The following is a 21298-nucleotide window of genomic DNA, read 5'->3' on the forward strand; positions in this document are numbered from 1 at the left end:
TCCCGCACCGAAATCTTCGGATTCTTCTGCGCCAGCACCATCGTGATCGCCGCCGTCAACGTCGTCTTCCCGTGATCCACGTGACCGATCGTTCCCACGTTCACGTGCGGCTTCGTCCGCTCGTACTTCTGCTTCGCCATCCGATCAGACCCTCCGCTCTGGGTACGACGTCGGTTCCGGTAGAACGTCCCCGGCGCGATCAGGACTCAGGACACGAATGCTGCGACGATCAGCGCCGCGGTCGGCGCGCCGTTCGAGATAATGGAGCCCACGAGCGGAATCGAACCGCTGACCTTTTGCTTACCATGCAAATGCTCTACCGACTGAGCTACGTGGGCGGTGGTGCGGCGCGCAGCACGGGTCAGGCTGATGAGAGGGCGTTGCTCGCTCCCTCGAGCGCCTGCCCTTCGGCGCCTGATTGTTTCTCATAAGGCAAAAAACGCCGATCGGCCTTCCCCCCGACTTCAAGAAGGTCGTCGGTGACTACGAATCGAGTACGGTAATCGAGGGCGAAGATGCGGTCAACAGGAAATTTGCGCCGATTGGGCCATCGCTTTTGCGTGCTCGATTGTTTGGACTTATGCACCGTCGGGAGGGGTTCGGGGAGTTTTCAGGGGGGATTTGGGGCGAAAGAATGATGGAAATGCATCTAACTATCTGTGGTTTATAGAGTTTGCTCTTGGGGATTGGTGTGGACAGCACTGGGGTTCCGCCGCCTGCGGGCGGCGGGACATGGGTTTCGCCGCCTCGGGGCGGCGGTACAAGTTCCGTCGCCTGTGGGCGGCGGAATATGGAGCGGGAAACGGGATTCGAACCCGCGACCCTCAGCTTGGAAGGCTGACGCTCTAGCCACTGAGCTATTCCCGCCCCGGATCGTTGCTTGCGACTGCGGCCGTCCGCCGCCGATCTCCTGCCTTGGAAGAATGGAGGGGGAAGGATTCGAACCTTCGAAGGCTAAGCCGGCAGATTTACAGTCTGCTCCCTTTGACCGCTCGGGAACCCCTCCGGCACGGCGAATCGTTCACGTTTGGAGCTGGCGAAGGGACTCGAACCCCCAACCGCCTCATTACAAATGAGATGCTCTACCATTGAGCTACGCCAGCAAGAGGAGGCGGACGCCGACCCGCGCGCGTCTCCGGGCCGCAGTGTACGGGGAGAGGCTCCGGAGGTCAACGCGGGAGGGGACGCCGGAGCCGGCCTCGGCCCGGCACCACGCCGAGGCGCGTCCGGGGAGGTCAGCGGCGCCGGGCTGTCGTCGATTCGGACCGGAGCGCGGCGAGGAGGGAGCCCACCGGAATCTCGCCGTCGGCCCGGTCGCCGAGCGGCGTGTCCACCACGCGCGTGAGCGTGAAGTGGAAGCGGCTTCCCTGGCCGGGCACGCTCTCCGCCCAGAGCCGTCCGCGGTGCGCTTCGATGATGCCGCGGCAGATCGCCAGCCCCAGCCCCGTGCCTCCCTGCTCGCGGGTCGCCGAGTCCTCGACCTGCGTGAACTTCCCGAAGATCCGCTCGAGGTCTTCGGGCGCGATCCCCTTCCCCTGGTCGCTCACGATCACCTCGAATTCATGCTCGTGCGCGCGCAGCTCGATCGAGACGCGTCCCCCCGGCCTGGAGAACTTGAGCGCGTTGGAGATCAGGTTCTCGAGCACCTGCTGGATCCGGCTCGGATCGGCGAAGACCATCGCGGGCTCCTTCGGGAGCCGGGCGTCCACCTCGATCCCCTGTCCTCCCGGGAGCTGCGGCACCCAGAAGAGGCATTTCTCGATCAGCTCGTTGAGCGACGTCGGCAGGAACTGCACCGAGAGCACGCCGGCCTCGATCTTCGAGACGTCGAGGATGTCCTTCACCAGGCGGATCAGGCGGTCCACCGATTCCTGGCAGAAGGCGATGAGCTGGCGCTGGTCGCTCGTCTCGTCGAACTTACTGCTCGAGACGAGGAGGTCGAGCGAGGACTTCATCACGGTGAGGGGCGTGCGCACCTCGTGCGAGGCGATCGAGAGGAACTCGCTCTTGGAGCGGTCCAGCTCCCGCACCTGCTCGAACAGCCGCGCGTTCCCGACCGCCGCCGCCACCTGCGCCGCGAAGAGGGAGGCGAGGGAGACGGCGTCGGAGTGGAACTGCCCGGCCTCGCCGAAAGCGATCAGCGCGCCCACCGTCTCGTCGTTCACCCGAAGGGGCGCGGTGAGGGCGTAGCCGCCCTGGATGGACGCGAGGCAGGTGAAGCCCGCGGCGGCGAGCTCGGCGCGGGTGAGTAGGCGGGTCTCGGCGCCGAGCACCTTCTCCACCGGCTCGAGCGCGACCTCCCACTCCTCGGCGGAGACCGCGCGCCCCTCCACGGCCCAGACGCGAAGGGCCCGGTCGCGTCGCCCCGCGGCGCCCGCCACGACGACGTCGCCGCCGCAGATTGCCCGGAGCCCGCGCGCGGCGACGGCGAGCATGCGCGGGAGCTCCAGGGTCGCCGCCGTCTGCGAGCCGAGCCGGTGGAGATCGCGGAGACGCGCCTGCTGCGCGGCGTTCCGCGACTGCGACGCCTCGAGGCTCTGCGCCATGAGGTTGATGGCATCCCCCAGCTGCCCCAGCTCGTTCCGCGCGCTCACCTGGATCCGCGTCTCGAGCTTGCCACGCGCGATCTCGCCGACCCCGCGCAGCAGCTCGTCCACCGGCCGGGTGACCCAGCGCGAGACGGCGCTCGAGGCGGCGACGCTCGCGCCCAGCCCCACGAGGAAGATCCCGAGCGTCACGTACCAGAGGAGGTGGGCCTCGGCGATGAGTCCCGCCGCGCTCAGCTCCACGACGACCAGCCCGACCGATTCGCCGGAATCGGTGCGGATCGGGGCGACCGCCACGACGCGCGCCAGGTCCGGCTTCGTGAGGTCGAGGATCTGGCAGGCCGTGCCGGTCATGGCGGCGTGGATCAGCTCGGCGGGCACGGTCTCCGGCGGCGGCGAGCCGATCGGCAGGCGGCCGCCCCGAAGCGAGGTCTCCTCGCGGATGGGCGCGGCGCCGCCCATGTCGAGGACCACGCCCCAGGCGCCGAGCCTCCCGACGGGCGCCAGCGTGAAGAGATGGTAGATCGAGGGGTTCGCGCGCCGGAGCGCGCTCAGGTCCTCGACGATGGTGCGGAAGGCCTGCGTGTTCATGTCGGAGGGGCTTCGGATCTGCCGGTGGTCGTCGGCGTGGATCAGCGCGGCGGCGGTCTCGGCGGCCGTGGTCGCGGTGCTGGCCAGCTGGCGCCGCAGGGCGGCCTGGCCGTTCTGATAGAGCAAGATGGTGGCGAGGACGAGGAAGCCGCTGCCCACGGCGAGGAACAGCATCTGAAGTTCGCCCTTGAGTGTTCGCGGGCGTTGGAGAAGCTGCATGGGCGGCGCCGTGCCCTCGAAGGAGTTACGTCCGGCGCCGGACCTTCGTCCCCTCCTTGGAGTCCTTCAGGTCGTATCCCAGCGCCGCGATCTGGTCTCTCAATTGATCGGCACGCCCCCACTGCATCTGCATCCTGGCCTCAACACGTTGCCGCACAAGGTCTTGCACCTCGACGGGGAGTGCCTCCTCGGCGGGCGGGGCGCCCCAGAAGAGGCCGATCGTCTCCCCCAGCTCCCGGAGGTGGCGTCCGGCGACGGGCAGCGCGGCGCGCTCCAGCGGGTGGGCGTCGGACTGGTCGGCGACGCGGTTGATCGCCTTGGCGATCTCGAAGAGGTGCCCCTGCGCGCGCGCGGTGTTGAAGTCGTCGTCCATCGCCTCGCCGAACTGGCGGCGCAGCTCGGAGATCTCCTGCAACAGTCGGGTCGCGTCCAGGTCCTGCCCCTGGACGGGCGCCGCGGCGCCGCCGCGCTCGGCGCGAGCGAGCGCCTCGCGCAGCCGGGCGTAGGCGATGCCCGCCTCCTCGAGGCGCTCCTCGTTCCATTCGATCGGACTCCGGTAGTGCGTGGACTGGAGGTAGAAGCGCACCACTTCCGGCTCGACGCGCGCGACCACGTCCTCGATCGAGAAGAAGTGCTTCGTCGACTTGGACATCTTCGCGCCGTCCAGGTTCACGAGGCCGTTCTCGATCCAGTAGCGCGCGAAGGTGCGGCCGGTCGCGGCCTCCGACTGCGCGATCTCGTTCTCGTGGTGCGGGAAGATCAGGTCCTGGCCGCCGCCGTGGAAGTCGAATTCCTCGCCCAGGTACCTCATGGCCATGGCCGAGCACTCGATGTGCCACCCTGGACGTCCCGGGCCCCAGGGGCTGTCCCAGGCCGGCTCTCCCGGCTTCGCGCCCTTCCAGAGCGTGAAGTCGAGCGGATCGCGCTTCGCCTCGCCCACCTCGATCCGGACGCCGCTCCGGAGCTCGTCCACGTTCCGCCCCGACAGCTCGCCGTAGCGCGGCCAGCGGCGCACGTCGAAGTAGACGTCCCCGTTCGACGCGTAGGCGTTCCCCTTCTCGATGAGCCGCGCGATGAGCGCCGTGATCTCGGGGATGTGGCGCGTCGCCCGCGGGTAGTGCGTCGCAGGCTCGAGGTTGAGCATCTCTCCGTAGCGGAGGAACGCCTGGATGTTCCGCTCGGAAACCTCGCCGTGCGGAACCCCCTCCTCGTTCGCGCGCGCGATGATGCGGTCGTCGATGTCGGTGAAGTTCGTGACGTAGGTGACCACGAAGCCCTTCGACTCGAGATAGCGGCGGATCGCGTCGGTGGAGACGGCGTAGCGCATGTGGCCGACGTGGGGCTTGTCCTGCACGGTCATGCCGCAGACGTACATCCCGGCGCGCCCCGGCGCGACCGGCTCGAACGGAACCTTGGCCCTGCGGCGCGCGTCGTAGACGCGGATCCCCGCTCCCGCGGTGCCGCTCATCGCCCCGCCCCGCTTCCGCTCACGCGCCGTCCGCCGCCGCGTCGTGGAGACGCGCGTCGCGCAGCTTTGCGGCCGATCCGGGCACTGCGCCGGCCGCGGGCGTCTCGGCCGCGATCGAGTGGATCGTGATCCCCTCGGCGCGAAGGCGCCGGACCGCGCCGAAGCGAAGGGCGCGCGCCACCGCGAGGCGGTGCTCGGGAAGGGTCCGCGCCTGGAGCATCATGGTGTACTGCCCGACCGAGACGTCCTCCATCCCCAGGACGCGGGGCGCGTCGCGGAGGAGCGGCTTCAGGGACGGCTCCTGCGCGGCCTCGGCCAGGTAGCGCTCCAGGACCGAAGAAACCCGCGCCGGATCCTCGGTCAGGCTGACCGGGATCCGCACGATCGGCGACGACCACGCCTTGGTCAGGTTGGTCACGACCTTGATCTCGCCGTTGGGCACGAAGTGCAGGGCTCCCTCGCCGTCCCGGATCTCGGTATGGCGCAGCGTGAGCGACTCGACCGTGCCGGCAACGCCGGCCACCTGCACGACGTCGCCCACGACGTACTCGTTGTCATAGATGATGAAGAAGCCGACGATCCAGTCCCGCACCAAAGACTGCGCGCCGAGCCCCGCGGCGACGCCGAAGCCGCCCGCGGCGGCCAGCGCCGGCGTGATGTCCAGGCCCAGCTCGCGCACCGCCATCAGCACCGCGACGATGATGATGGCGACCCGCGCGATGCCGCGCACCACGCCCCCCAGGGTGCGCGCGCGCTTCTCGCGCGAGATCTCGTCGCCCCGGCCCGCGGACCGGATCGCTTTCTCCAGGCGCTGGACGAGGAGGCCCGCGACCCGGATCAGGATGAGCGCGCCGAGCGCGATCAGCCCGACTTTGATCGCGAGCGTGGCGTAGTTGAACGCTTCGGCCGCGTCGGCGCGGAAGGGGCTGGGTCTCACCGTGACGCGGCCGGCCTCAGGCGCCCGAGCGCGCGGCCGAGCGCGCGGGGGCCGATTCCACGATGGCGCGGACGAGATCGCGGTAGGAGAGTCCCGCCGCGCCGGCCGCCTTGGGCACGAGGCTCGTCTCGGTCATGCCGGGCACGGTGTTCACCTCGAGGCACCAGGGGGTGCCGTCCTCCGCGAGCCGGAAGTCGACGCGCGCGATGCCCGAGCAGCGGAGCGCCCGGTAGGAGTCGCGCGCCAGCGCGAGCAGGCGCTCGGTCAGGGCGGGCGGAAGCTTCGCGGGCACCTCGTAGCGGCTGGCGCCGGCGGTGTACTTGTGCTGGTAGTCGTACCAGCCCCCTTCGGGCGTGATCTCGACCACCGGGAACGCCCGCTCGTCGAGCACGGCCACCGTCACCTCGCGCCCCTCGATGAACGATTCGACCAGGATCAGGCGGCTGTAGCGGCGCGCCTCTTCGATCGCGGGGAGGAGATCCTCGCGGCGCTTCGCCACGGAGATCCCCACGCTCGATCCCTGGTCGTTCGGCTTCACGATGAGCGGAAACCCGCCGAGCTTCGCGATCGCCGCGTCACCGATCGCGGGCGTCCAGGCCGCGGCGGGGTCGGCTGGCGCCTCGAGCTCGATCCAGTCGGGCGTGGGAATGCCGACGTCGCGGAAGATCCGCTTCGAGAGCGATTTGTCCATCGAGACGGCCGACGCGAGAACGCCCGATCCGGTGTAGGGGATGCGGGCCAGGTCGAGCACGGCCTGCAGCACGCCGTTCTCGCCGTCGCCGCCGTGGAGCGCGATGAAGACGAGGTCGGCCGCGCGCGGAATCGCCTTGGCGTAGATCTCGAGGTTGCCCGCGCCCGCGCCGGGAACGGGAAGCCGCCCGGAATCGTCGAGCGATTCCACGGCGGCCTCGGCAGGCGGCGCCGCGCGCCCCGAGCCGAGGGCCTGCGCCGTGTCGGGATCGGGCAGGATCCGTCCGGTGCCGGTGTCGAGCAGCGTGACCTCGTGCCCCAGGTCGAGCAGCGCGCGCCCGATGCCCGCGCCGCTCCGGAGCGAGACCTCGCGCTCGGGGGTGTTTCCTCCCAGCAGCACGACCACCTTCATGGGGTCCGGTCCTCCCTGGGGATGCTCAGGAGCGTTCGACCTCGACCAGCGCCACGGCCATGGCGGCAATCCCCTCGCCGCGGCCGATGGAGCCGAGCCCCTCGTTCGTCGTGGCCTTGACCGACACGCGGTCGGCGCCGATCGCGAGCGCCCGCGCCAGATTGTCCCGCATCGCGGCGACGTGGGGCTCGATCTTCGGCGCCTCGGCGATCACGGTGGCGTCCACGTTCACGACGCGGCCGCCGCGCGATGCCGCAAGCTCGCGGATCCGTTCGAGCAGATCGAGCGAGGAGGCCCCGCGCCACCGGGAATCGGTATCGGGAAAATGGCTGCCGAGATCGCCCAGCCCGAGCGCGCCCAAGATGGCGTCGCCGATCGCGTGCGCGAGCGCATCGCCGTCCGAGTGGGCGCGAAGGCCCTTTTCGAACGGGAGCGCCACGCCGCCCAGAACCAGCGGCACGCCGCGCTCCAGGCGATGGACGTCGTAGCCGTTCCCGACCCTGAGCTCCCGGTCCACGTCAGACCTCCCCGCTCGATCCCGAACGGAGGAGTGCCATGGCCACGATCAGATCGGTCGGTTCCGTGATTTTCAGATTGGACGGCTCGCCCGCGACCACGTGAACGGGCAATCCGAGCGCCTCGACCAGCGCCGCGTCGTCGGTGGCGTCGGGAGTCGTCCGTTCCTGGGCGTGGGCGCGCGCGAGTATAGCACGCGAAAAAATCTGCGGCGTCTGCGCCCCGACGAGCCGCTCGCGCGGGACGGAGCGCGTCACGCGGCCCGCTTCCACCTCCTTCACGGTGTCCCGGATCGGGAGCGCCGGGATCGCCGCGCCGTGCTCGCGCGCCGCGGCGAACACGCGCTCGATCAGCGCCGGGGTCGCCAGCGGCCGCGCCACGTCGTGCACCGCGACGTATGCGGCGCGCGGATCGAGGCTCTCCAGCCCCAGCCGCACCGACTCCTGGCGCGTGGCGCCTCCCGCCAGCGCGCGCGCCCCCACGACGCGCTCCCGCGGCACGCGCGCGAGCGCATCGCGGGCCGGGCCGAGCAGCGCCTCGGGGACGACGGCGACGATCTCGGTCACGGCGGGATGCGCGAGAAAGGGCGCGGCGGCGCGCTCGAGCAGCGTCATGCCCGCGAGGTCGAGGAGGAGCTTCGGGCCGCGCCCTTCCATGCGGCGCCCCGATCCGGCGCCCGCGAGGATCACCGCCAGCTCCACGCGCGCCTCAGGGTGCCAGCGTCCGCTCGATGGCCTCGGCCACGGTGGCGGACGGAAGGAGCGCGATCCCCGCGGGCGGCGCGTCGGCCGCGTCCAGGGAGCGCTTCGGCACGATCGCCGAGCGGAAGCCGAGGCGCGCGGCCTCGGCCAGCCGCCGGGAAAGCTGCGGCACCGGACGCAGCTCGCCGCCCAGGCCCACCTCGCCGATCATCACGCGGTCGGGAGGAAGGGGCCGGTCGCGGAACGACGAGGCGAGCGCGAGCGCCAGGCCGAGATCGGCGGCGGGCTCGTCGAGGCGGATCCCGCCGGCCACGTTCACGAACACGTCGGCGCCGGCGAGCGAGAGGCGCGCGCGCTTCTCGAGCACGGCGATCACGACGGCGAGCCGCTTCGGATCCACCCCCTGCGCCACGCGCTGCGGATTGGCGAAGTGGGTGGGCGCGACCAGCGCCTGGACTTCGACCAGAAGCGGCCGCGTCCCCTCGATCGACGCGACCACCGCGGAGCCGGGGACCGGTTCCCCGCGCTCGCGCAGGAGCCGCTCCGAGGGGTTCGTGACCTCGATCAGCCCGTCGCCCCGCATCTCGAAGACGCCGATCTCGTGGGTGGACCCGAACCGATTCTTGGCCGCGCTCAGGATGCGGTAGCCGTGATGCGGGTCCCCCTCGAGATACAACACCGCGTCCACCATGTGCTCGAGGGTGCGCGGTCCCGCGACCGAGCCGTCCTTGGTGACGTGGCCGATCAGGAGCACCGGAAGGCCGCGCTCCTTGGCGAGGCGCAGGAGGCGGAGCCCGCACTCCCGCACCTGGGAAACGCTCCCCGGCGCCGCGTCGAGCGTGGCGAGGGAGAGGGTCTGCACGGAGTCCACGACGAGAAGGGCGGGACTCAGGCGATCCACCTCGGCCTCGATCGCCTCGAGATCGACCTCGGCGTGGATCCAGAGATTCTCCGACCGGCCGAGCAGCGCGGTCCGCTCGGCGCGCATGCGCGTCTGCCGCGGGGACTCCTCGCCCGAGACGTAGAGGACCGACCGGCCCGAAGCGCCCAGCGCGGCCGCCATCTCCAGCGCGAGTGTGGACTTTCCGATCCCGGGGTCGCCGCCGATCAGGACGAGGGAGCCCGGGACCAGCCCGCCGCCCAGCACGCGGTCCAGCTCGGCGATGCCCGTGCGCCAGCGGTCCTCGGCGCCCGACTCGATCGCCTCGAGCCGCACGGGAGGCGACGCCGCGACGCCGGAGTATCCCCCGGCGCGCCGTGCCGCGCCCGCCGAGCGGCGCGGCCCCGCGGCCGGCGCCTCGGCGGCGCTGTTCCACGCCCCGCAGTGCGGGCACTTCCCGAACCACTTCGGGCTCTCGTTCCCGCACTCGGCGCAGAAGAAGGGCCCCGCCGCCGCGCGCGCCCTCGACGTTTCCTTACGCGCCACGATCGCTCCGGCCCGACCGCGCCATGTCAGAAGAGCCCGATCTTGAGGTAGCGCTTCGGATTCTTCCGGATGTCCTTCACCAGCTCGTTCGTGTTCCGGACCGTCTCGCGCATCTCGACGTACAGGGTCGTGTCGGCGATGGCGCGGCCCACCGAACCCTGGTTCGACTCCACCTTCGCCGCGACGCGCTGGAGCGAGGCCGCGGTCGACGAGAGCTGGTCGGCCAGGCCGGAGAGCTTGCGCGAGGCGCTGTCGAAGTTCTGGAGCGACGTGTTCACCTGGTCCTTGTTCTGGGACGCGATCGCGCGCAGGTCGTGCGCCGCCGCCTTGAAGTCGAGGATCGCCTGGCGCAGATCCTGGCGGTTGTCGCCGAGCGCCGAATTGAGCGAGCCGGAGGCGCGCTCCATGTTCTTCGAGGTGCGCTCCACGGTCGCGGGATCGATCGCGTCGAGCATCACGTTGAGCCGCGAGGAGAGCTCGGTCGCCTCGATCAGGAGGTCGCCCGCGCCGGAGATGACCTCCGGGACGCCCGACTGGAACCGGCCGGGGATCGGCTTCGTGTGGTCGTAGCGCCCCGGCGCCGTCCCGGGCTCGAGGGCGAGGAACTTCTCCCCCATGAACCCGATGTTCGCGATCCGGAGCGAGGCGTCCGGATGGAGGACGACGTCGCGGTCCAGCTCCAGCTCGACGCGCACCGCCTGGTCCTCCAGCTTGACGTCGGTGACGGCGCCCTTCCGCACGCCGCGCACGTTCACCGGATCGCCCTCGGCCAGGTTGCCGACCTCCTGGAACCGGGCCGTGTAGGTCATCTTCTTCTCGCCCAGCCGGTATTCCTTGATCCAGATCACGCCTACGAGCAGCAGCACCAGGGCGGCCAGCCCCATGATCCCGACCTGCACCGCGTTCCTGCGCGACGGCTGCGTCATCCGGCCCTCGTCATGTGGGAAGAAGGGGCCCTTCCGACGACCCCTCGATGAACTGGCGCAGCGCCGGGTCGGTGGTCGCCTGGATCTCGTCCGGCGTCCCCATGGCGTGGATCCGCCCCTCGTGCAGCATGGCGATGCGGTCGGCGATATGATAGGCGCTTCGCATGTCGTGCGTCACGGCGATCGAGGTCATGCCCAGGCGCTGCTGCAGGCGCCGGATGAGCTGGTTGATCAGATCGGACGTGATCGGATCGAGCCCCGTCGTGGGCTCGTCGTAGAGCATGATCTTGGGGTTCAGGACCAGGGAGCGCGCCAGCGCCGCGCGCTTCTTCATCCCGCCGCTCAGGTTGGAGGGGCGCATCCCCTCGCTCCCTTCCAGCCCCACCAGCGCGAGCTTCTCCGAGACGACGATGTCGATCTGCGTCTGGGGCATCGGCGTGTGCTCCCGGAGCGGGAGCCCCACGTTCTCGCCGACGCTCATCGAGTCGAAGAGGGCGCCCCCCTGGAAGAGCATCCCCATTCCGCGCCGCAGCTCGAGCAGATCCTTCTCGCGGAGGTGCTCCACCTCCATCCCGTTCACGCAGACGTGCCCCCGGTCGGGCGCGAGCAACCCGACGACGTGCTTCAGGAGCACCGACTTTCCGGTGCCGCTCCGGCCGATGATGACCATGCATTCGCCGCGGCGCACCTCGAGATTCAGGCCGCGGAGAACCTCCTTGCGGCCGAGCCGCTTCCAGACGTCCTGGAACTCGATCGCGGGGTCCGTCCGCGCCTCCGCCGCCCGGTCCATCCTCGCTTCCGGCATCCGTTCAGGCAAAGATCACCCGGAAGAGGAAGGACGCGAGCAGGTAGTCCACGATCAGGATGAGGAGACAGGAGGCCACGACGGCGTGGGTCGTCGCCACGCCCACCCCCTCGGCGCCGCCCTCGCTCTTCAGTCCGAAGTAGCACCCCATCATCGCGATGATGCCTCCGAACGCGAACGACTTGATGAGCCCGGAGAAGACGTCCTGGATCTGGAAGAAGAGCCTCAAGCCGCTCACGAAGGTGTGCGAGGAGACGCCCATCGTGAGGACGGCGACGAGCCACCCGCCGAAGATCGCCACGATGTCGGCGAAGATGGTGAGGGCGGGGAGCATGAGGACGGCGGCCAGGAAGCGCGGCGCCACCAGGAAGCGGGTGGGGCTGATGCCCATCGTCTCCATGGCGTCCACCTGCTCCGTGACGCGCATGGTGCCCAGCTCGGCCGCGATGGAGGCGCCGACCCGCCCGCCCACGACGAGCGCGGTGAGGACCGGTCCCAGCTCGATCACGACCGACTTTCCGATCACGGTGCCCAGGTAGAGCATCGGCACGTAGTCGCGCATCTGGTAGAGCGCCTGCACCGCGGTCACCGCTCCCGTGAAGAGGGCGACGATGACGGTGAGGGGCATCGAGCCCACCCCGATGTGCGCCATCTGATCGATGATCAGTCCGGGGCGCATCAGCGCGGCCGGGATCTGCCGGTGGACCTTGCCGACCAGGATGAAGACCTCGCCGACGTCCCCCAGCCACCCCATGGCGACGCGCTCCGGCCAGGTGGTCTCCGGCGTCTCGACGGGCTCGGTCAAGGCGATGCGTGGACTCCGCCGCGCGCGCGCGGGCGCGACGGGCTAGGCATGGGGGCCGCGCGGCTCGGGCACGTTCCGCAGCGAATCGAAGCGGGTGCACTCGCCGAGGAAGGCCAGGTCCACGCTTCCGGTCGGGCCGTTGCGCTGCTTGGCGATGATGATCTCCGCCTTGCCGTCCTTCTTCTCGGGGTCGGACTCGTAGATGTCGTGGCGGTAGACGAAGAGCACCACGTCGGCGTCCTGCTCGATCGCCCCCGACTCGCGGAGATCGGACAGCATGGGGCGCTTGTCGCCGCCCCGCATCTCGACGGCGCGCGAGAGCTGCGAGAGGGCGACCACGGGAACGTTCAACTCCTTCGCCATGATCTTGAGCGAGCGCGAGATCGCGGACATCTCCTGCTGGCGGTTCTCGGCCCGCGACGGGCCGCGGACCATCTGCATGTAGTCCACGAAGATGATCCCGAGGTCGCCGGCGGCGGCCAGGCGGCGCGCCTTGGCCTTCATCTCGAGGATGCCGAGCGAGGGACTGTCGTCGATGAAGATCGGCGCCTGGTGGAGCTGCGCCGCCGCGTTCTGGAGCCGCTTGTATTCGTCGTAGCTCGCGTACCCGCGGCGGATCTTGTGGATGTCGACGCGCGCCATGGAGCAGAGGAGGCGCTGCACCAGCGATTCCTTCGACATCTCCAGGCTGAAGATCGCCACGCCCGGGCCCGGCTTCCCGCGCGTGCCCACCGCGACGTTCTCGGCGATGTTGAGCGCGAACGAGGTCTTTCCCATCGAGGGGCGCCCGGCGATCACGACGAGGTCGGCCCGCTGGAATCCGGCGGTCATCTCGTCGAGATCGGCGTACCCGCTCGGGATCCCGGTCACGTGGACCTTCCGCTTGCGGTACTCGTCGATGGCCTCGAACGCGGCCAGCACCAGCCGGTTCATCGGCACGAAGCCCTGGCGGAGCTGGTCGTTGGCGATCTCGAAGATCCGCTGCTCGGAGCGGTCGAGCAGGCTCTCCACCTCCTCGGTCTCGGCGAACGCTTCGTCCGAGATCGTGTGCCCCGCCTCGAGCAGCCGGCGAAGCGTCCACTTGTCGAGGACGACCTTGCAGTAGTGCTCGACGTGCCCCGGCGAGGCGACGTTCTGATCGAGCGACGTGAGATAGCTGTAGCCGCCGCACGCCTCCAGCTGGTTCCGCTTGCGCAGCTCCTCCGACACCGTGACCAGGTCGATCGCGGCATTCTTCTCGTAGAGCGCCATCATCGCGGTCCAGATCTCGCGGTGGCGCGGGACGTAGAAAGCGTCCTTGTTCCGCACGATCTCGACGGCGTGGCCCACGGCGTCCCGGGAGAGGAGCATCGAGCCGAGGATCGCCTTCTCGGCCTCCTCCGCCTGGGGCGGGACGCGCGACCCCTCCACTCTCAGCGCGGGGACGGGTGCGGCGCCTCCGAACGCGCGCCGGGGATCAGTCGCCATGGTTTCCTCCCTGCGTCGCGGCGGGGGCGCCCGGGTCGCGCAGGAAATCGCGCACGCGCTGGAGATCCGCCCACGCCTCGCGCTTCAGGCCAGGGTTCCGGAGGAGTGCCGCGGGATGGTACGTCGGGATCACCGGAACGCCCCGGAACGCGAACGTCTTCCCGCGCATCGAGGCCATCGACGACTTGGTCTGGAGCAGCGCCTGCGTCGCGGAGAGCCCGAGCGCGCAGATCAGGGCCGGCTTCACCAGCGCGATCTGCCGCTCGAGGAACGGGCGGCAGCGCTCCACTTCGTCGGGAGCGGGGACGCGGTTGTCGGGAGGGCGGCACTTGAGCACGTTGCAGATGTAGACCGCTTCGCGCTTCAGGTCGATCGCCGCGATCATCTTGTTGAGGAGCTGCCCCGCACGGCCCACGAAGGGAAGCCCCTGCGCGTCCTCGTCCCGGCCCGGAGCTTCGCCGACGAAGAGAAGGCGCGCCGCGGGATCGCCGTCGGCGAAGACGGTCTGCGTGCGGGTGCTGCAGAGGGAGCAGGCGCGGCAGGCGGCGACGGCGGCGGCGAGCTCGGAGAGCGCCCGCCCGCGATCCTCGTCCGGAGCCTGCGGGGCGGCCGTGGAAATCAAGGCGGCCGCGGCGATGGGCCCGGCGGCGGGTCGAGGGTCGGCCGGCGGAATCGGAGTGACCTCAGGGATCGGGGTGGCCGCGATCCGCGCGCGGCCGCGCGAACGCTCGCGCGCGATCAGGACGCGCGCTTCCCGCACCAGGTCCCGGAGCTCCTCCCTCGCCTCCACCGCCACACCCTCCTCAGCGCGCCAGCGCCGTCGCCACGCGCGCCAGGATCGCGCGCGCCACCTCCTGCTTGGGACGGAGCCCGAGGGCCTCGGGCTCGCCGTCCGTTCCGATCAGCGTCACGTCGTTCTGGTCCGATCCGAACGCCGCCCCCGGACGGAGGGGGTTGTTGATGGCGACCAGGTCGAGCCCTTTCCGCTTCATCTTCTCCCGCCCGCGCGCCGTCTCGTCGTGCGTCTCCAGGGCGAACCCCACCAGGTGCTTCGTGGGGAACCGCTGGCGCACGAGTGCCAGGATGTCCTCCGTGGGACGAAGGTCCAGGGTGAGCCCCCCGTTGCCGCGGGGGATCTTCTCCGCCGTGGCCGCGGCCGGCGCGAAATCGCTCACGGCCGCCGCCATGATCAGGGCGTCCGCTTCCGGCATCGCCGCCAGCACCGCGTCCTTCATCGCCGCGGCCGTGGTCGCCTGCACGCGCTCCACGCCGAAGGGCATCGCCTCGGAGGTCCGCGCCGTGATCAGGCGCACCCGCGCGCCCTGCCGGCGCGCCTCGTCCGCGATGGCGATCCCCATCTTCCCGCTCGAGCGATTCGTGATCACGCGAACGGGATCGATCGGCTCTTCGGTTCCCCCCGCCGTCACGACGAGAACGCGTCCCCCCAGGGGACCGCCGTCGCGCGAAGGGCGCGCGAGCGCGGCCGCGGCCGCTTCGACGATCGCGTCGATGGGGGCCATCCGTCCCATGCCGCGCTCGCCGTCCGCCAGCTCGCCGCTCTCGGGCCCCACGATCAAGGCCCCGCGGGCGGCCAGCGCGCCGACGTTCGCCTGCACCGCGGGGTGCTCCCACATCGCCGTGTTCATCGCGGGGGCCAAGAGCAGCGGCGCGCGGGTGGCGAGGAGCGCCGTGGAGAGGAGATCGTCGGCCAGTCCCAGCGCCGCCTTCGCGATCACGTTGGCCGTGGCGGGGGCGACGAGAACCAGGTCGGCCTCGCGCGCCATGCCGATGTGGGCCATGCCGAGCGGCGAAGGGGGCGCGTCCTCGAACCAGGGGCCCGAGCCGAGCGCCTCCTTCTCGAAGAGCCCGCAGAGGACCGGCCCGCGGGTCACGGCGCGCAGGGCGTCCACGGTGACGAAGCGGCGGGCGTTCTTCGTGAGCAGGACCGAGACCCGGGCTCCCCGCGCCGTGAGGGCGCGCACCAGCTCGGGAGCCTTGTAGGCGGCAATGCCCCCGGTCACGCCGAGGAGCACGCGCGCGCTGGTCAGAACCGGCCCGGACTCCGCCACGACGTCACTCCTCCGACGGCATCGCCGGCGATTCTTCCTTCACCTCGTCGTCGTCGGGCACGTCGGCATAGCGGTACAGCACGTTTCCCTTGAGCGCTTCCTCCAGGGCGACGTTGGTCACCTTGCCGCCGACGTTCAGTCCGGTCTGCCGCGAGAGCTCGTTCAGCCGGCGCGCCTCGCGCGCGGCCACGATGATGAGCTCGTACTTGTTGGGGATATTGCTGGATCGGAGCACGTTGGCCTGGTTGTCCATGGAATCCTCCTGCGAAAAGAGTAACGCGGCCCGGGCCCCGCTACGAGCCCGCCGTGACCGCTTCGCGACGCCGGGTCCGGCACCGCTCGGCCCAGACGATCGCGACCGCCCGGCGGGATGCGGTCTCGAAGTCGTCGTTCACGATCGAATAGTCGTATTCCTTGACCGTCGGGATCTCGCGCCGCGCGTTCTCCAGCCGCAGGCGGATCCGCTCCTCGGCATCGGTGGCGCGCCGGCGAAGGCGCGCTTCCAGGGCCTCCATCGACGGAGGCAGGATGAAGATGAACACCCCGTCCGGATAGACGTTCCGGACCGCCTTCCCCCCCTGCACGTCGATGTCCAGGAGCACGTTCTTGCCCCGGCGGAGGGCGTCGTCGATCTGCGAGCGGAGCGTCCCGTACCACTCGCCGTGGACGCGGGCGTGCTCCACGAACTCTCCCGCCTCCACCCGCCGCCGGAACTCGTCCTGCGGCAGGAAGAAGTAGTCGCGCCCCTCGACCTCGTGCGGGCGCCGCGGGCGCGTGGTCGCCGACACCGAGTAGACCAGGTCGGGCCCCTGCTCCAGGAGCGTCTTCACGAACGAACTCTTCCCGGCGCCCGAGGGCCCCGACACGACGACCACGAACCGCTGGTACGCGTCGGTCAGGAACGCTTCCGGGTCACTCAATGTTCTGGACCTGCTCGCGGATGCGCTCGAGCTCCTCCTTGACCTCGACCACCTGCTCCACGATGCCCACGTCGTTCGACTTGCTGCCGATCGTGTTGATCTCCCGGTTCATCTCCTGGAGCAGGAAGTTGAGCTTCCGCCCCGGCGCCGACTCTTCCTCCAGGAACTTGAGGAAGTGATCGCAGTGCGCTTCGAGCCGAACGCACTCCTCGGTGCAGTCGAGCCGGTCCGAGAGAAGGGCGATCTCCATGAGGAGCCGGTCCTCGGGGATCTCCGCCTCGCCGACCCCGGCGAGGAGCGCCCGGACGCGCTCCTTCATGCGCTCGTGGGTCTCCCGGACGCGCTCGGGGGCGCGCTCGCGGATCCGCGCCACGCGGCTGCGGACGAGCCCGGCGCGCGCGACCAGGTCCCGCTTCAGCGCCTCTCCCTCGGTCTCCTTCATGCGGATCAGGTCGCGGGTCGCCTTCTCGACGACGTCGCGCAGGAGCTCCAGGTAGAACTCCGACGACCGCCCCGCCTCTTCCCAGGTGAAGACGTTGGGCAACGATGCAAACGTGCGGAGATCGATCGTACCCTCGAGCCCGAACCGGGACTGCGCCCGCCGGAGCAGCTCGACATAGCGCTCCGCCGCGCGCTCGTCCAGGGTGAGGGCGCCCCCCGGCTCGCCCGATTCGTCGCCCCCTTCCCAGGAGACGACGAGGGTCAGCTTGCCCCTCGAGACGTGGTCCTGGACGATCTTCCGGGCCTCCCCCTCGAACACGGAGAAGGCGCGGGGCAGACGCGCCGAAACTTCGCAGAATCGGTGGTTTACGGATCGGACTTCGGCCGCGAGACGGAGGCCGTCGGTCAGGGCCTCACCCCGGCCGTAACCGGTCATGCTTCGGACCATCGTGGTGGTACCGTCCCCCGTGGTAGGCGGGTACTCTACCCCTCGGCGGCCCGAAGGTCAACGAAGCGAGGGCTTGACCGTGCCGCGATCCGCTCCCTAACGTGCCGCCCATGACGCCGCCCGCATCCGCCAGGACGCAACCTCCGAAGCGGCAGGGCGCTATCCGCTCACCGCTGCGGTCGGCGGCGCTCGCCCTGGCAGTGCTCGCGGCAGCGGTCCTCCCCTACCTGCGCACGCTCGACTTCGACTTCGTGTGGGACGACCACTACACGGTCGGCACGCACCTCTCGATCCACGGCTGGAGCGACGTGGCGCGCCTCTGGAAGCTCCCCTTCGACTCGCTCCTGAACGACGTCTCGCTGAGGCGGACCTACTTCCGCCCCGCGACGCTCTACAGCCTGGCCGCGGACTGGGCCGCTTCGCCGGGAGACCCGCGCGCCTTCCATCGCACGAACGTGATCCTCTACGCCGCCGCCTGTCTCTTCCTCTGGCTCTTCGCGTCGGAGCTCAGCGGGCGCCCGGTCGCGGCCGCGGCAGGCGCGGTGATCTACGCGCTGCACCCGACGCATCCCGAGAGCGTCGCGTTCATCTCGGGGCGGACCGACCTCCTGGGCGGGCTCTTCCTCTTCGCCGCGTTCTGGGCGGCGGTCCGCTTCGGGCCCGCCATCCGCGGACCCTGGTGGAAGCTCGCGCCGGCGGCGCTGCTCCTCCTGCCGAGCCTCTTCGCCAAGGAGATCGGCCTCTTCGCGGCACCGCTGATCCCGGTGGCCCTCTGGGTGCGCGACCGGAAGATGCGCTGGGGCGATGCCGCGCGGGCGGCGGTTCCCGTGGCCGCCGCCGCGGCAATCTACCTCGCGTGCCGCTTCGCCGTGCTGCCCGCCACGCCCCTTCCGAGCATCGCGCCGGTGGAGGGAACGGTCCCCCAGCTCTTGACGAGCGTCGCGGTGGTCGCGCGCTACCTGCCCCTCCTCCTCGCTCCGGTCGCGCTGTCGGCCCGCCACGAGATCGTGGAGACCCACGCGCCCGACCTGGTCTTCCTCGCGGGCATCGCCGTTCTCGCCGGGATCGCTTGGGGAATCGTGCGCGCCGCGCGGCGGCGCTCTCCCTGGCTGATCCCGCTCGCGCTCTACGCGGCGACCCTGCTTCCTCTCTGTTACGTCCGCCTTCTTTCGGGGGCGATCGTGGCCGAGCGCTTCCTCTTCGTGCCGAGCGCCGGGCTCGCGCTCGCGGTCGCGCTCCTTCCCGGGGTCCTTCCGGAACGGGGCGCGCAGCGGGGGTACCTCGCCGCGTGCGGCGCGGTGTCGCTCGCGTTCCTGGTCCTGCTTCTCCCGCGCGTCGCGCTCTGGAGAACCGACGGCACGCTCTTTCTCTCGATGCTGCGCGATTCTCCCGAGTCGCCGCACGTGCACGCGATCCTGGGCGGCTACTACTACGGGAAGCGGGATCTGCCACGCGCCATCTACCACTACCGGCGCGCGTACGTGCTCCACCCCTCGACTCCCGATCTCCTTCTCAACCTGGGGGCCGCCGAGGACGAGATGGGGCAGAGCGACTCCGCGTTCGCCCATATCCGGCTCCTGAACCGCGTCGCCCCGAACTACGGGCCGGGCCTCTACGCGCTCGGGAACCTGTACGTGCGGATCGACCGCCCCGACTCGGCGGCCGCCGCCTATCGCGCCTCGCTTCAGCGCATGCCGAACTTTCCGCAGGCCGAGAACAACCTCGGCGCGGTGCTCGAGCGCCAGGGGAAGCTGGACGAGGCGCTGGAGCACTACCGGCGTGCCATGGCGCTCGACGCCTCCTATCCGGATGCGCGGAACAATTTCACCCGCCTGACCGCCGAGCGGGCGGGACGGAAGTGACCCGCCTCGACGAGGCGCTGCGGGGACGCAGGATCACCGGCGTGGTCCCGCTGGCCCCCAGAGCCTTCGCCCTCGCCTTCGCGCGCGGAGAAACGCCCCGGTCCTATCTCTGGGTGCACGTGGACCGGAAGGAGGCCTCGCTGGCGCTCGCGCCCGATCTGCCGGTCGCGGCCGATCCCCGCGGCTCGCGCTTCGGCGGCCTCGAGATCCCGGTGCGGGGCCTGGCGATCCGGGATGCGGCAATCGGGCCGGACGGATTGAGACTGGTTCTCGCGCCGGAGCCCGACGGCGCCGCGACCGCCGAGCTCACGGTCGGCGCGGGAGCGAAGCGCGCGAACGTGGTCCTCCGCTCCGTTCCCGAGTCCACCGTGCTCTGGGCGCTCCATCGCGACGAGACCGAAGCCGCGGAAGAGGCCGGGCCGCAGGCTCCGCCTCCCGGCTTTCAACCGCCGCGGATCCGGGTCGTCGAGGGGACGGCCGGCCGGGAGGCGCTTCGCGAACGGATCGGACGGGACTTCCGGGAGGATTTCCTTCGCGAGGCGACGAAAAGCCTCGATCGCGCCGAGCACTCGCTGGCCCGGCGCGTCGAGGCGTTGGAGGGGGACCGAAGCCGTTCGAGCGAGCGGATTCTGGACCGGCGCAAGGCCGAGATCCTGCTCGCCCACCTGCACGAGATTCGGAGGGGGGCGAGCCGCGTCGGACTCCCCGATCCATACGCGGACTCGCCAGGCTCCCGGATCGAGATCGCGCTCGATCCTTCGCTCTCCCCTCACGAGAACGCGGCGCGGCTCTTTCGGGCCGCGAAGCGAGGCGAGCGCGGAGCGGAGCGAATCGAGGCAAGGCTCCGAGCCGCGCGCGAGGGGCTGGCGCGAATCGCCGACCTCCGCCGCGTTCTCCTGGACCGCCCGGCGAAGGAGGCGCTCGATGCGATCGAGGCCTTCCATCGCGAGGCGGGTGTTTCCGGTTACCGTTTGCGGGGCGACCAGAGGGAGATCCATCTGGGTCGACGGACCGCCATGGCGCCCCGCGCGGGACGTCCTGGCCGACCGTCAGGGGCGCACCATCCGATCGGGCCGAGGACGTTCACCACGTCCGACGGGTGGGAGGTCTGGGTGGGACGCAACAACACCCAGAACGACCAGATCACCCACCGTTTATCGAACCCCCACGACTACTGGCTGCACGTCGTCGGGGTGCCGGGTTCCCACGTGATCCTGCGCCGGCCGTCGCGGAACGCGACCCCCAAGCCGAGAACGCTCGAGGAGGCCGCTTCCATCGCGGCCTACTTCAGCAAAGCGCGCAAGCTGACGCGGGTCCCCGTGATCTACACCGAGCGAAAGTTCGTGACCAGGCCGCGCCGCGGCAAGCCGGGACAGGCGCTGTGCTCGCGGGAGCGGGAACTGCTCGTTCGCCCGCGGCTGCCCGAGGGCGATGCCGGCACGGAGTCGGAGTAAGCGTCGAGGTGTCGAGCGAGATGCGGAGCAAGGACGGGGGGGACCCGTTTACGGAAAGGAACCGGGGTCGCGGACAGACGGGGCACCCAGATAGTGTCAATCTAGCTAGGAGCCTTTATGTCCAATTGGACTAGGAGAACGATGGGTTTGCCCTGGCCATGGCAATCTCCTGAGAGCTCCCCATCTTCCGCGACCCATATACACGATGTCTTGGCCGGATCATGTTGCGCTCTGCCTCGACCCGACGGCGTACGTAAAAGCATTCGCCGTGCCCCCCCTTCGTCGATCCACGTTCTTTCCTCGATAGATTTGAAAGTGGTTCCAACCATGTGAGTTCGAGGAGTGTCGCGGCACGATGCGGGGTATCGGCGCGGACCTGCGGGGAGGCCCGGTGGGACATGAATGTCACACTTTGACAGGTGGCCAATTGGGTAAGTCGCTGGGGTTCAAGGGCCGTGTGGGTATGTCACGGTGGAGGGGGGTTTGGGACCTGAATGTCACATGTCCCGCGCGCCGCAGCGCGCGGAACTCCCAGCGTGGGGAGCGCGTTGGCGGCGGTATCGAAGGACTGAGGTAGAGGCGGTCGGGAGGGGCT

Annotated in this window: 19 protein-coding genes and 4 tRNA genes; 2 read left to right on the top strand and 21 right to left on the bottom strand. The window is 70.3% G+C overall.

Features of this window, described 5'->3' with window-relative positions; translation table 11 throughout:
- The 21 genes from VE326_03275 to VE326_03375 form a co-directional block, all read right to left on the bottom strand.
- On the bottom strand, positions 1–140 hold a 140-nt coding region (locus tag VE326_03275), incomplete at its 3' end, for a GTP-binding protein (GenBank protein ID HYJ32219.1).
- A gap of 122 nt (positions 141–262) precedes the next feature.
- Positions 263–338 (bottom strand) — tRNA-Thr (locus VE326_03280).
- Between the two features lie 453 nt (positions 339–791).
- A tRNA-Gly gene (locus tag VE326_03285) sits at positions 792–867 on the bottom strand.
- Positions 868–924: 57 nt separating this feature from the next.
- Positions 925–1006, bottom strand: a tRNA-Tyr gene (locus VE326_03290).
- 22 nt (positions 1007–1028) lie between these two features.
- A tRNA-Thr gene (locus VE326_03295) sits at positions 1029–1103 on the bottom strand.
- Between the two features lie 132 nt (positions 1104–1235).
- Positions 1236–3311 (bottom strand): ATP-binding protein, encoded by a 2076-nt coding sequence (locus VE326_03300; protein HYJ32220.1) that lies wholly within the window; start codon positions 3309–3311, stop codon positions 1236–1238.
- 70 nt (positions 3312–3381) lie between these two features.
- Positions 3382–4824, bottom strand: a complete 1443-nt coding sequence (gene cysS, locus VE326_03305; GenBank protein ID HYJ32221.1) for a cysteine--tRNA ligase — start codon at positions 4822–4824, stop codon at positions 3382–3384.
- 19 nt (positions 4825–4843) lie between these two features.
- Positions 4844–5761, bottom strand: a complete 918-nt coding sequence (locus VE326_03310; protein HYJ32222.1) for a mechanosensitive ion channel family protein — start codon at positions 5759–5761, stop codon at positions 4844–4846.
- Positions 5762–5777: 16 nt separating this feature from the next.
- Positions 5778–6863: a D-alanine--D-alanine ligase gene (locus tag VE326_03315; protein HYJ32223.1), complete on the bottom strand. Its 1086-nt coding sequence runs from the start codon at positions 6861–6863 to the stop codon at positions 5778–5780.
- Positions 6864–6888: 25 nt separating this feature from the next.
- Positions 6889–7380, bottom strand: a complete 492-nt coding sequence (gene ispF / locus VE326_03320) for a 2-C-methyl-D-erythritol 2,4-cyclodiphosphate synthase (protein ID HYJ32224.1) — start codon at positions 7378–7380, stop codon at positions 6889–6891.
- Between the two features lies 1 nt (position 7381).
- A complete protein-coding gene (gene ispD / locus VE326_03325) occupies positions 7382–8080 on the bottom strand; it encodes a 2-C-methyl-D-erythritol 4-phosphate cytidylyltransferase (protein HYJ32225.1) in 699 nt (232 codons plus the stop codon).
- A 7-nt stretch (positions 8081–8087) separates the two neighbouring features.
- Positions 8088–9506: a DNA repair protein RadA gene (gene radA / locus VE326_03330; protein ID HYJ32226.1), complete on the bottom strand. Its 1419-nt coding sequence runs from the start codon at positions 9504–9506 to the stop codon at positions 8088–8090.
- Positions 9507–9532: 26 nt separating this feature from the next.
- On the bottom strand, positions 9533–10432 hold the full coding sequence (locus VE326_03335; GenBank protein HYJ32227.1) for an MlaD family protein: 900 nt from the start codon (positions 10430–10432) through the stop codon (positions 9533–9535).
- Between the two features lie 10 nt (positions 10433–10442).
- On the bottom strand, positions 10443–11237 hold the full coding sequence (locus tag VE326_03340; protein ID HYJ32228.1) for an ABC transporter ATP-binding protein: 795 nt from the start codon (positions 11235–11237) through the stop codon (positions 10443–10445).
- 4 nt (positions 11238–11241) lie between these two features.
- A complete protein-coding gene (locus VE326_03345; protein HYJ32229.1) occupies positions 11242–12042 on the bottom strand; it encodes an ABC transporter permease in 801 nt (266 codons plus the stop codon).
- Between the two features lie 42 nt (positions 12043–12084).
- Positions 12085–13452, bottom strand: coding sequence for a replicative DNA helicase (gene dnaB / locus VE326_03350; GenBank protein ID HYJ32230.1), 1368 nt, complete (start codon positions 13450–13452; stop codon positions 12085–12087).
- Between the two features lie 46 nt (positions 13453–13498).
- Entirely contained in the window at positions 13499–14299 is an 801-nt protein-coding gene (locus tag VE326_03355) for a uracil-DNA glycosylase (protein HYJ32231.1), read from the bottom strand.
- A 13-nt stretch (positions 14300–14312) separates the two neighbouring features.
- Positions 14313–15578: a bifunctional phosphopantothenoylcysteine decarboxylase/phosphopantothenate--cysteine ligase CoaBC gene (gene coaBC, locus VE326_03360; GenBank protein ID HYJ32232.1), complete on the bottom strand. Its 1266-nt coding sequence runs from the start codon at positions 15576–15578 to the stop codon at positions 14313–14315.
- 4 nt (positions 15579–15582) lie between these two features.
- Positions 15583–15831: a DNA-directed RNA polymerase subunit omega gene (rpoZ, locus tag VE326_03365; protein HYJ32233.1), complete on the bottom strand. Its 249-nt coding sequence runs from the start codon at positions 15829–15831 to the stop codon at positions 15583–15585.
- Between the two features lie 40 nt (positions 15832–15871).
- On the bottom strand, positions 15872–16498 hold the full coding sequence (gmk, locus tag VE326_03370) for a guanylate kinase (GenBank protein ID HYJ32234.1): 627 nt from the start codon (positions 16496–16498) through the stop codon (positions 15872–15874).
- The gene (locus VE326_03375; protein HYJ32235.1) at positions 16491–17375 is read right to left on the bottom strand and encodes a YicC/YloC family endoribonuclease; all 885 of its coding nucleotides are present in this window, start codon (positions 17373–17375) and stop codon (positions 16491–16493) included. The genes gmk and VE326_03375 overlap by 8 nt, the downstream gene beginning before the upstream one ends.
- Before the next feature lie 122 nt (positions 17376–17497).
- Here VE326_03375 and VE326_03380 point away from each other — a divergent pair, with 122 nt between their 5' ends.
- Both VE326_03380 and VE326_03385 read left to right on the top strand, forming a co-directional pair.
- Positions 17498–19249 (top strand): tetratricopeptide repeat protein, encoded by a 1752-nt coding sequence (locus VE326_03380; protein ID HYJ32236.1) that lies wholly within the window; start codon positions 17498–17500, stop codon positions 19247–19249.
- Positions 19246–20703, top strand: coding sequence for an NFACT RNA binding domain-containing protein (locus tag VE326_03385; protein ID HYJ32237.1), 1458 nt, complete (start codon positions 19246–19248; stop codon positions 20701–20703). The genes VE326_03380 and VE326_03385 overlap by 4 nt, the downstream gene beginning before the upstream one ends.
- Positions 20704–21298: the final 595 nt, after the last annotated feature.

The sequence above is a fragment of the Candidatus Binatia bacterium genome (genome assembly GCA_035631035.1).
GTDB lineage: Bacteria > Eisenbacteria > RBG-16-71-46 > SZUA-252 > SZUA-252 > DASQJL01.